This is a genomic window from Neobacillus sedimentimangrovi (assembly GCF_010614825.1).
In the GTDB taxonomy this organism is placed as follows: domain Bacteria; phylum Bacillota; class Bacilli; order Bacillales; family Cytobacillaceae; genus Neobacillus; species Neobacillus thermocopriae.
The window spans coordinates 1-10,291 of record NZ_JAAFZF010000070.1 but is presented as its reverse complement, the minus strand read 5'-3'; the positions used below and the strand labels follow the sequence as shown (position 1 = coordinate 10,291).

Annotated in this window: 9 protein-coding genes, 10 tRNA genes and 1 rRNA gene; 2 read left to right on the top strand and 18 right to left on the bottom strand. The window is 40.3% G+C overall.

Going from position 1 to position 10,291, the window contains the following annotated elements:
- The 12 genes from GZA11_RS15535 to GZA11_RS15480 all read right to left on the bottom strand — a co-directional run.
- A 16S ribosomal RNA gene (locus tag GZA11_RS15535) occupies positions 1-217 on the bottom strand; the annotation flags it as partial.
- Positions 218-323: 106 nt separating this feature from the next.
- Positions 324-397, bottom strand: a tRNA-Gly gene (locus tag GZA11_RS15530).
- Between the two features lie 15 nt (positions 398-412).
- Positions 413-489 (bottom strand) — tRNA-Pro (locus GZA11_RS15525).
- A 16-nt stretch (positions 490-505) separates the two neighbouring features.
- A tRNA-Arg gene (locus GZA11_RS15520) sits at positions 506-582 on the bottom strand.
- A 60-nt stretch (positions 583-642) separates the two neighbouring features.
- A tRNA-Leu gene (locus tag GZA11_RS15515) sits at positions 643-728 on the bottom strand.
- A 62-nt stretch (positions 729-790) separates the two neighbouring features.
- A tRNA-Leu gene (locus tag GZA11_RS15510) sits at positions 791-875 on the bottom strand.
- 8 nt (positions 876-883) lie between these two features.
- Positions 884-958: transfer RNA gene (locus GZA11_RS15505), tRNA-Gln, on the bottom strand.
- 22 nt (positions 959-980) lie between these two features.
- Positions 981-1,057, bottom strand: a tRNA-Asp gene (locus tag GZA11_RS15500).
- 49 nt (positions 1,058-1,106) lie between these two features.
- Positions 1,107-1,178: transfer RNA gene (locus GZA11_RS15495), tRNA-Glu, on the bottom strand.
- Positions 1,179-1,193: 15 nt separating this feature from the next.
- A tRNA-Ser gene (locus tag GZA11_RS15490) sits at positions 1,194-1,284 on the bottom strand.
- Between the two features lie 4 nt (positions 1,285-1,288).
- A tRNA-Asn gene (locus GZA11_RS15485) sits at positions 1,289-1,363 on the bottom strand.
- 146 nt (positions 1,364-1,509) lie between these two features.
- Positions 1,510-1,983 carry a SprT family protein gene (locus GZA11_RS15480; RefSeq protein ID WP_038538767.1) on the bottom strand — a complete coding sequence of 158 codons (474 nt, stop codon included), beginning with the start codon at positions 1,981-1,983 and terminating at the stop codon, positions 1,510-1,512.
- A 96-nt stretch (positions 1,984-2,079) separates the two neighbouring features.
- On the opposite strand from GZA11_RS15480, the gene cmpA reads away from it, so the two are divergent.
- Positions 2,080-2,193 carry a cortex morphogenetic protein CmpA gene (gene cmpA, locus GZA11_RS15475; protein ID WP_144242979.1) on the top strand — a complete coding sequence of 38 codons (114 nt, stop codon included), beginning with the start codon at positions 2,080-2,082 and terminating at the stop codon, positions 2,191-2,193.
- 171 nt (positions 2,194-2,364) lie between these two features.
- On the opposite strand, the gene GZA11_RS15470 is transcribed toward cmpA, so the two are convergent.
- The 6 genes from GZA11_RS15470 to acpS all read right to left on the bottom strand — a co-directional run bounded on the left by GZA11_RS15470 (position 2,365) and on the right by acpS (position 9,202).
- Positions 2,365-4,557, bottom strand: coding sequence for a Tex family protein (locus GZA11_RS15470; protein WP_204317776.1), 2,193 nt, complete (start codon positions 4,555-4,557; stop codon positions 2,365-2,367).
- A 913-nt stretch (positions 4,558-5,470) separates the two neighbouring features.
- Positions 5,471-5,821: a type II toxin-antitoxin system endoribonuclease NdoA gene (ndoA, locus tag GZA11_RS15465; RefSeq protein WP_038538762.1), complete on the bottom strand. Its 351-nt coding sequence runs from the start codon at positions 5,819-5,821 to the stop codon at positions 5,471-5,473.
- Positions 5,822-5,825: 4 nt separating this feature from the next.
- The gene (locus GZA11_RS15460; protein ID WP_038538759.1) at positions 5,826-6,107 is read right to left on the bottom strand and encodes a CopG family ribbon-helix-helix protein; all 282 of its coding nucleotides are present in this window, start codon (positions 6,105-6,107) and stop codon (positions 5,826-5,828) included.
- A 283-nt stretch (positions 6,108-6,390) separates the two neighbouring features.
- The gene (gene alr, locus GZA11_RS15455; protein WP_163184334.1) at positions 6,391-7,548 is read right to left on the bottom strand and encodes an alanine racemase; all 1,158 of its coding nucleotides are present in this window, start codon (positions 7,546-7,548) and stop codon (positions 6,391-6,393) included.
- A gap of 83 nt (positions 7,549-7,631) precedes the next feature.
- Positions 7,632-8,648 carry a LolA family protein gene (locus GZA11_RS15450; RefSeq protein ID WP_038542030.1) on the bottom strand — a complete coding sequence of 339 codons (1,017 nt, stop codon included), beginning with the start codon at positions 8,646-8,648 and terminating at the stop codon, positions 7,632-7,634.
- A 194-nt stretch (positions 8,649-8,842) separates the two neighbouring features.
- A complete protein-coding gene (acpS, locus tag GZA11_RS15445; protein ID WP_038538752.1) occupies positions 8,843-9,202 on the bottom strand; it encodes a holo-ACP synthase in 360 nt (119 codons plus the stop codon).
- A 91-nt stretch (positions 9,203-9,293) separates the two neighbouring features.
- Between acpS and GZA11_RS15440 the strand changes: the two genes are divergently transcribed.
- Positions 9,294-9,875 carry a rhomboid family intramembrane serine protease gene (locus GZA11_RS15440; protein WP_038538749.1) on the top strand — a complete coding sequence of 194 codons (582 nt, stop codon included), beginning with the start codon at positions 9,294-9,296 and terminating at the stop codon, positions 9,873-9,875.
- Positions 9,876-10,291 lie beyond the last annotated feature (416 nt).

Below are 10,291 nucleotides of genomic sequence, written 5' to 3'. Positions count from 1 at the left end.
GAACCGACTTTCAGCACCCCCTCATGCGAGGGGATGAATTATCCGGTATTAGCTCCGGTTTCCCGAAGTTATCCCAGTCTTACAGGCAGGTTGCCCACGTGTTACTCACCCGTCCGCCGCTAACCAACAGAAGCAAGCTTCTATTGGTCCGCTCGACTTGCATGTATTAGGCACGCCGCCAGCGTTCGTCCTGAGCCAGGATCAAACTCTCCAAAAAAGTTGATTAGCTCATAAAATTAACGTTGGCTTCGTTTCGATAGAAACGAATGTTGTGATTTGTTGACGTTTTTGGTTGTTTAGTTTTCAAAGAACAATAACATTTATGGAGCGGGTGATGGGAATCGAACCCACGACAACAGCTTGGAAGGCTGTGGTTTTACCATTAAACTACACCCGCAAATATATTTTATAATGGTCGGGAAGACAGGATTCGAACCTGCGACCCCTTGGTCCCAAACCAAGTGCTCTACCAAGCTGAGCTACTTCCCGGAATTAAATATTTATATGGCGCGCCCGACAGGAGTCGAACCCATAACCTTCTGATCCGTAGTCAGACGCTCTATCCAATTGAGCTACGGGCGCTCTATTAAAAACAACTTTTATATTATATCATAACCCAATCGTTATGTCAACACATTTTTTTGGTGCGGCCGAGAGGACTTGAACCTCCACGGTGTTGCCACCACTAGGCCCTCAACCTAGCGCGTCTGCCATTCCGCCACGACCGCATTAAAAATTAGAGACAAAAACTATTATAACACGAAATCTAGTTTTTTCAACTAGAATTTATTGGTGCGGGTGAAGGGAGTCGAACCCCCACGCCTTACGGCGCCAGATCCTAAGTCTGGTGCGTCTGCCAATTCCGCCACACCCGCAAAATTAATGGCTGGGCTAGCTGGATTCGAACCAGCGAATCACGGAGTCAAAGTCCGTTGCCTTACCGCTTGGCTATAGCCCAACAAAAAGTATTTACCTATAAATGGCGGTCTGGACGGGACTCGAACCCGCGACCTCCTGCGTGACAGGCAGGCATTCTAACCAACTGAACTACCAGACCAAAGAATAAGAAACAGAAAATAAGCCTAATGCTCATTTTCCATTCCTGATGACCCCTACGGGATTCGAACCCGTGTTACCGCCGTGAAAGGGCGGTGTCTTAACCACTTGACCAAGGGGCCAGATATAAGAACTTATGGCGGAGAAGGAGGGATTTGAACCCTCGCGCCGCTTGCGCGACCTACACCCTTAGCAGGGGCGCCTCTTCAGCCACTTGAGTACTTCCCCAATATGGCTCCGCAGGCAGGATTCGAACCTGCGACCGATCGGTTAACAGCCGATAGCTCTACCACTGAGCTACTGCGGAATAATTAGTAATCATAGATTACTGCGAATAACATCATTTCATATCTTCCAACAGGTCATCGCCCTGTCGACTCTTTAAATTATAATGACGAGACAATCTAATGTCAACACTAATTTTTTAAAAAAATTTGGGATTTAGTAAATCATTTATTTCATGAAGAATTCCTTTACCTTTTCTAGTTTTCCCCTACACTTTCCGCAAACATACCGGGTTGTGTCAATTCTTCTTTTTCTATGATAGGGTAAATGGCATTGTGTACATTTATAAAGGAGAATCTTTTTAACTAATGGCTTTCTTTTTTCATTAGGTAACTGATTGCAATATCTCGGTGCTCCAACTTTTTTTAACAATAGTTTAAAATCTCGATCACGATGCTGATACCCTTTTCCCTCAAGGTGAAGATGATAGTGAACAAGCTCATGTTTAATAATTCCAACTAATTCTTCCTCACCAACTTGCTCTAAATACTTTTTATTAATTTCAATATTATGTGTCCTCAAAATATAACGGCCGCCAGTTGTACGTAATCGAGGATTAAACATTGCTTTATGTCTAAATGGTTTTCCGAATGAATCAATGGAGATTTTTTCAACCAATAATTGAAGTTCTGAATCCAACATTTTTTCCTCCACTCGCTTTCAATCGAACGTGACAACCTATTATAGCATATATTGTTTATACCCTTAGGAGGAATTGACTTTTCGGGAGGTTTAAATATGCCTACTTGGTTTCAAAACCAAATGAAAAGAGCTTTCTATGAAAAGAACCGTTACCAAATTAAACTGTTAAACCAATGCTGGTTTTTTTACAGAAAAAAACACGGCTCTTAAATAACCTTAGCACTTTATTATAGGACGAACGCCATAAGACACGCCGATAAGAAGGTCGCTTTCTATTGATCCTTCTTGACGAATTGGCTTATGGCCTTTAGTCCAATTAGCGCTGTAGCATAGGTAATCTAAAAGCAGTGTTTATCCGTTTGAAAACAGTCCTTAAACTATTTATGACGGCTGCAACATGGTTAGTGCTACACGGCCTTTTTTCATGTCTACTGAATCCACCCAGACAGTTACAACATCCCCTACGGAAACAATATCTAATGGATGCTTTACAAAACGATTACTTAATTTCGATATATGCACAAGACCGTCTTGTTTCACTCCAATATCAACAAATGCTCCGAAGTCTACCACATTTCGAACTGTACCTTGTAGTTCCATACCAGGTTTTAAGTCTTCAAGTTTAAGTACATCTTTTTTCAGCAGTGGACGAGGAAGGTCATCGCGCGGGTCCCTTTCTGGTCTAACAAGGGCATCAACTATATCCTTTAATGTTAACTCACCAATGGAAAGTTCATTTGAAACACATTTAAGATCTAATTTGCTTAAGGCGGACTTCAATTCTTCTGTTCCTAAATCAGCTGTAGAGAACCCTAGATTTTGCAATAATTTTTCTACTTCAGGGTAGTTTTCCGGGTGAATACCCGTACGATCTAGCGGCTGTTCTCCATCTAGTACACGTAAGAAACCAATGGCCTGTTCATATGTTTTGGCACCTAGACGCGGTACTTTCTTTAATTGGGCACGACTAGTAAACTTTCCGTTTTCGTCACGCATTTTGACAATATTATTTGCAGTGGTTTTATTTAGACCAGCTACATACTGAAGCAATGATGGGGATGCAGTGTTTACATTTACCCCTACTTGGTTTACTGCGGTTTCGACGACAAAATTTAGTGACTCAGAAAGCCGTTTTTGTGACACATCATGCTGATATTGACCTACTCCTACCGATTTTGGGTCAATTTTTACTAATTCAGCAAGTGGGTCCTGCAGACGTCGGGCAATCGAAACTGCACTTCTTTCCTCAACCTGGAGATCTGGAAACTCTTCTCTCGCAAGATCCGAAGCGGAGTATACACTTGCACCCGCTTCATTTACAATTAAATAAAAAATTTCTTGATCCACTTCTTTTAAAACATCGGCGACAAACTGCTCTGTTTCCCTTGAGGCTGTCCCGTTTCCGATTGCAACCACTTCTATTTTAAATTCACGAAGGATGTTAGTCAGCTTTTCTTTAGCTTCCTTTGTTTTTGAAACAGGCGGATGTGGGTAAATGACATCAATTTTTAATACCTTTCCTGTTTCATCCACAGCCGCTAGTTTACATCCTGTCCGATAGGCCGGGTCTACCCCTAATACCATCTTGCCTTTTAACGGCGGTTGCAATAATAAATTCCGGAGATTTTCTGAAAAGATATGTATCGCCTGCTCTTCCGCTTTTTCGGTTAATTCACTACGAATTTCTCGTTCAATGGAAGGTTGAATTAAACGCTTGTAACTATCCTCTATAGCTTCCATTACAAATTCGGCTGCAGGAGAATGCAAGTTTTTGATCCATATTTTAGACAATTTATCCATAATGATATCCGGGTTGATTTTAACAGATACCTTTAGAATCTCTTCCTTTTCGCCCCGATTTAAAGCAAGTATACGATGGGGCACGATTTTATTGACTGGTTCCTCGTACTCATAATACATTTCATATACATTTTTTTCGTCTTTTTCTTCATCTTTTACAGTAGAGACAACGGTACCAGATTTAAAGGTTTCGCGGCGAATCCATTTCCGGCTTTCCGCATCATCCGACACCCTTTCGGCAATAATATCCTTTGCACCGGCTATTGCCTCTTCAACTGTAAGTACCTCTTTTTCCTCCGATAAGTATTCTTTTGCTTTTTCTTCAACACTTTGATTAGAAAAAATAAGCATCCAATCGGCTAGCGGCTCAAGTCCTTTTTCTTTAGCAATGGTTGCCTTAGTGCGTCTTTTTTGTTTATATGGACGATATAAGTCTTCCACTTCTTGAAGTTTTTCAGCCTTTTGAATGCTTTGTTGAAGTTCTTCCGTAAGTTTTCCTTGTTCGGCAATCATGCGGAGAACCTCTTCTTTTCTTTGTTCAAGGTTCTGGATATATTGCCAACGCTCAAGAATATTTCTAATTTGCACCTCATCCAACGCACCGGTCATTTCTTTTCGATAACGGGCAATGAATGGAACTGTATTTCCTTCATTCAATAAAGAAATTACATTTTTAACCTGTTTAATGGAAATTGTCAGTTCACCAGCAACCTTCCCTAATAGCTGATCCTCTTTTACAACGGTTTCAGTCACCAAAGTCTTCCTCCTGTCCATTTTTTCTTATTGTATCAAATAACATAAGGAGTTTCATATAAAAGTGGAAGCCCCCTGGTCAGCGGCGTATGGCTTCCTCCCAAAAGCTACCGCTTTCGGTCGTGTGGAAATGCTAATTTAACTATGTACAAAAATGATTGTTTAAAGCTATATAGCTTCTCTCATTGCCTTAGGGCAACTTTACATGGAGAGGCGGGCATGATAGTCTTGTTAGGCGGAGCCAGCTATTGATATTGCTGGCTTCTTGGCTCGTAAGTCATGCCCGTAGAGGCTCCATGTCAAGTTATTACTATCCACCACTTAATAACATAATTATCCATAAAATCATTTTTGTACATCACTATACAATCAAAATTGTGCATTCTTATTTTGACATTTACAGGTCGTGCGATGTGTATGCTATCGGAGCCTTCCTTGTGGTGCTCTCCAACTGAGATATAGGAAACACGATGAGGCGGAGGCGATTCGATGTTGACTTATCGTAGGGCGGAGACCGAAAGACACTAGACGCTAGGGGGCTGGAGCTAGACAGTTCTCGAAGTCAATAAAATATTTTCTTATCTATTCTGAAAAGCGAAAGCCCCCTGTTTAGCGGCGTATGGCTTCCTCCCAAAAGCTATCGCTTTCGGTCGTGCGATGATTATGCTGTCGAAGTCTTCCTTGTGGTGAACTCCAACTGAGATATAGGAAACACGATAAGACGGAGGTGATTCGATGTTGACTTATCGGAGGTCGGAGTTCGAAGTCGTCTCGCCGTTAGGGGGCTGGAGCTAGACAGTTCTTAAAGTCGCAATTTTTTTCTTAATAAAATAAGAAAAGCAAGCTATAAAAGCTTGCTTAAGCAGTATGAAGGTATGGGCACAGCATTATGTACGAAAACACGCCCTTTGTTACAAAAGAGCGTGTTTTATGACTAAAAATCGATGAGACCTAAGCTTACTTGCAAGGCTTCATCCACTTTCTCCATCATTTCGTCATCGAGATGGGTTATTTTATCGGTTAACCGCTGCTTATCAATTGTACGAATCTGCTCCAACAGAATGACCGAATCTCGTTCAAATCCGTAGCGCTTCGCATCAATTTCAACATGAGTAGGAAGCTTCGCTTTTTGAATTTGAGCTGTAATCGCTGCAACAATAACTGTGGGACTAAACCGATTCCCGATGTCGTTTTGGATGACAAGTACAGGACGGACTCCGCCTTGTTCAGAACCAACAACTGGGGATAGGTCCGCGAAATATACGTCACCACGCTTGACAATCAAAGGATTATCCTCCACTTACAAGTCGTTCAACTGTATGCTCTGCCTCATATTCTGCTTGAAATGCTTCTGACGCAATTCGAAGATTAATTTTTGCCATTTCCATGTACCCACGTCTCATGGATTCGCGAATTTGTCTCTTTTTTCGTTCGCGCAAATACATTTTTGTTGCCTGGTAGATAAACTCACTTCGATTTACATTTTCTTGCTTAACAAACCCATCTAATTCAGTTAATAGATGTTGCGGTAACTTTACCAAGATTTCCGTAGTTGCGCTGGATTCAGCCACAAACATACACCTCCACCATCACTACACACCAATTTATCGCCAATTAGGATTGATTATCGATTGGCATTTTTGCAGCGTCGCCTCATGAACCGTCCAAAAGGATTTAACATTTGGCGAGTCTCCATTTATCTATACCATAGTTTATAATACCATTAAACGATTACCATGCATAGACTAAATATATTTCCTATTGTATTATAAGCCAATAAAACAACCTTTTATGCACAAATCAACAGTAAAATCATAAATAGACTTTCTTTTAATAAACTGTAACTAAAAGAACTTAAAGAAGATAGTTTTTTACTTCGACAAATTTTCCGCCTTTTTTATAAAGTCGAGGGACACGTTTAGAAATAATACAAGTCACTTCATAATTAATAGTATCAAGCTTGGCTGCAATTTCATTTACAGAAATCACTTCTTCTTTTTGTCTACCAATTAGAGTTACCTCCGTACCAACTGGAACATGATACGGAAGGCGAACCATACATTGATCCATACAGATTCTTCCTACAATCGGTGAGCGAATTCCATTAACAAGCACTTCCTGCCCCTGAAGTTTTCGAATCCAGCCGTCAGCATACCCAATTGGTATTGTTCCAATCCATTCTTCTCCTTCACTCGTATAAGTGGCGCCATAGCTCACTTTATCTCCCTTTTGCAGTTTTTTTACATGAATAAGCTTCGACTTTAATGAGAAAGCTTCCTTTAACGGAAAAGGGATTTCTTTTTCCATTTCTAACGAAGGGGTTAAACCGTACATGGCAATCCCGACTCGAACGGCATTAAAATAAGCTCTTGGAAACCGAATCGATGCGGCGCTATTACTCGAATGAATATACTTTGGCTTTTTAGCAAGAGAGGCAACCAGCTTTTCAAATTTCACCAATTGATGTTCAAAATAAGTGTTGTCCAATTCATCTGCTGTGGCAAAATGGGTAAAAACGCCTTCGAGCTCAAACCGATCATCATTGGCGATTATTTCCTCAATCTCATTTATTTCCTTGCTCGTTCGTACACCGATTCTTCCCATGCCAGTGTCTATTTTCAAATGAAATTTAAATCTGTCCTCAGCTTTTAAATAATTTTTTGCTTCCTCGAGCCATTCTTTTTGAAAAACAGTTAAGGTAATATGATTCCTTGCCGCAATTTGACAGTCTTGAGGACGGCTAGCGCCTAATACAAGAATTGGTGCGTTGATCCCATTTTTTCTTAGAGCTATGGCTTCGTCTAAAAAGGCAACTGCCAAATAGGTAGCCCCTGCTTCTAACGCTGTTTTTGCCACTTGGATATCACCATGTCCATAGGCATTTGCCTTTACCACCGCAATCATATCTACGCCTTGAGGGAGAAGACTCTGAATAGATCGTATATTTTCTGTAATTCGTTCCAGATCCACTTCCACCCATGTATCTCTATAAAAGCATTCCACTTCTTCCATGTGACTTCCACTTCCCCAAATCATTTGTTATTTATTATACCATAAAAAAAACAGGCCCCTTAAGAGCCTGCTATGAAAAGAGTCTACTTCACTGCTTCTCCTTGAACAGATTTCGCCACTTCAATCATTTCTTCTTTTGTTAGGTTATTCGAAGCAATCATATAGTCTACTCCATTATATGTCCAAGTGAGGGAGTTATCTGTTACTGCTCCAATTGTAATCCCTAAATCAACGAGGTCTCCCTCCACATAAGTTGGATATGTGGATGCCTCTTTTACTTTTACTTTTTCTTGAACAAGAGTATAGGATTTTTCTTTTCCTTCATAAGTGAGAACAACCCGCTTACCGTCTTCGATTGTCATTTTCTTTTCACCCGTTAGCTTTGTACCCTGAATTTCATAAGTAGGGTATTTAACCGTAAAGGATGGATCTTTTTCGTCTGCCATGGCTGGCATATCGAGGTCAGCGCGAGTCATGTTTTTCTTCATATCAAAATCGTCCTTGTCAAAGTTGGCATTAAATGTAACCTTTTCAAACTTTACAGTGACAAGAGCATTACCATCAGAATCCATTACTTTTACGGAAGCAGGTGTCAAATCCTTTTTATTTAATTTAATTTCCTGCACTGGGAGCATACTATTGTTTTGATAACGTGTTTTTGTTTCAAACACATAATGTTCTTTTGTTGCTGAGAATTTAGCCCCTTTATCTGCAACAATATCTTTAATTAATGATTCGTATAAATACGCTTGGCTGCTATTGGTCGGCCAATCACTTTGGAAACGAAAGCTCTTTTTAAGTGCGGGTGTCAGTACAAAAACCCCTTCTTTATTTCTTAAAATCATTTGGCTTTGATCTTTTTCAGCGTTCTTTAAATTCACACGATAGTAGGAAGGATCCATATGCCAGATTTCTACATCATACGTTTGTGAATCAGTGCCCATTCTTAACGTCATTTTTGCATTCATCTTATAGCTAGATAAGTCCTCGAGTTTCCCGTTTAACTCCTTGACCACATCATCTTGTGACTTGGAACCGCATGCTGCAAGTAAAAAGATGGCCATCAGCCCTGTCATCAGCAGCAACAACTTTTTCTTCATTCCTTCAGCCCCTTCTTGTCTCATTTCATTTCCATGTAGAGAAGAGAAAAGCAGGGTTCAGGCAGGGTTCAAAACAAATTCCTTGAATTTCAAGTCATTTGTTTTTCAAAATAACCGTAGCTGACCTTGTCTCTCCCATTTTCCTTACGAATATATGAGACAAGGATTAGGAATATGCCCAAGCTGTTTTATTTTTAAAAATTTGATTCCTCTTCAATTATTACTTGGGCGACGGCATAGTCTCGGCTGTGGGAAATAGACAAATGCGCCCGTATAGCCGGTTTAACAATAATCGGTTTTCCAGCCTGATCGGTCGAGATTTCTATGTCCAAGAACGACAACTCTCCCCCAATTCCGGTGCCTGCCGCTTTAGAAAAGGCCTCTTTGGCTGCAAATCTTCCCGCTAAAAACTCGATCTTTCTTCTGTCCTGTAACTCCTCATATCTTGCCTTTTCACTGACAGTTAAAATCCGGTCAACAAATTTCTTTTGTCGGTTTATAAGAGTTTCAATCCGAGATAGTTCAATAATATCAATGCCGATTCCTTTAATCATCGTATCCTTCCTTCTATTTATTTTTCTAATCGCATAATAGTGTACAAGGTAGAAATAAAGTCTATGATAGTTAGTGAGAGGAGGTTCATCTATGTTTACAAGAACGGAAAGCTTTCGCGAATTTATTCGCTTTTACCCGATTGTTTCTATCATTGTAGGTATACATATCGCATTATACCTGTTTACCATTTTACCAATATTCCCCAACCTATGGTTCATTGAAACCTTTTCAGGTATTAACCTTTATATAATAAATGGAGAATATTGGCGCCTTATTACACCCATTTTTATGCATAGCGGATTTTCTCATGTACTTTTCAATAGCTTTTCATTAATATTATTTGGCCCAGGGCTTGAGAGAATGCTAGGTGGCAGTAGATTTTTGCTAGTATATCTTGTTTCTGGGCTGATCGCCAATATCGCCACCCTTTTTATCGAACCGTTGACCTATACCCATGTTGGTTCAAGCGGAGCAATCTTTGGTCTGTTCGGCTACTATATCGCTATTATTGTTTTTCGAAAAAATATTCTTTCCAAGCAAAATTCACAAATCATTATTACCCTTGCTATCATTAGTTTAGTTATGACATTTGTGGAGCCTAACATTAATATAACCGCTCATATATTTGGTTTACTTGGCGGATTCGTGCTTGGCGCCCTTTCAAAAAAATAAAAAGCAAGGAGCTATCACATGAATTAGCTCCTCCATCCTTATTTCATATTAAATGTCTCCATCTGAAAAGCGCAAGCGGCCTGGTATCAGCAGTAAGTCACCTATCAAAAGCGGTCGCTTTCGGTCAATGCAATGCTTTTTATTATAGTAAACTACCTTATTAAATGCTATAACTCGAGGTAAAAGATACACGAAGAGCCGGAGATATTTCAATATTGACTGATCGCAGGGAGAAACGAGAAGGTCTCTCGCCGTTAAGGTCCTAACGCTAGACATTTATTTTTATCTCAGAATCGAGTAGGAGGGGGTGACTAACCCCCGACCTCTCACACCACCGTACGTACCGTTCGGTATACGGCGGTTCAATTAAGTTTGACGTAGCTCTTGATATCTTTCGAATAGACTTCTTAACCCTC

Coding starts and splice junctions, on each gene's coding strand:
- GZA11_RS15480 (WP_038538767.1), bottom strand. CDS start 1,983: ATGTTGGATTCAGAACTTCAATTATTGGTTGAAAAAATCTCCATTGAT.
- cmpA (WP_144242979.1), top strand. CDS start 2,080: ATGCCTACTTGGTTTCAAAACCAAATGAAAAGAGCTTTCTATGAAAAG.
- GZA11_RS15470 (WP_204317776.1), bottom strand. CDS start 4,557: ATGGACAGGAGGAAGACTTTGGTGACTGAAACCGTTGTAAAAGAGGAT.
- alr (WP_163184334.1), bottom strand. CDS start 7,548: ATGGAAGAAGTGGAATGCTTTTATAGAGATACATGGGTGGAAGTGGAT.
- GZA11_RS15450 (WP_038542030.1), bottom strand. CDS start 8,648: ATGAAGAAAAAGTTGTTGCTGCTGATGACAGGGCTGATGGCCATCTTT.
- acpS (WP_038538752.1), bottom strand. CDS start 9,202: ATGATTAAAGGAATCGGCATTGATATTATTGAACTATCTCGGATTGAA.
- GZA11_RS15440 (WP_038538749.1), top strand. CDS start 9,294: ATGTTTACAAGAACGGAAAGCTTTCGCGAATTTATTCGCTTTTACCCG.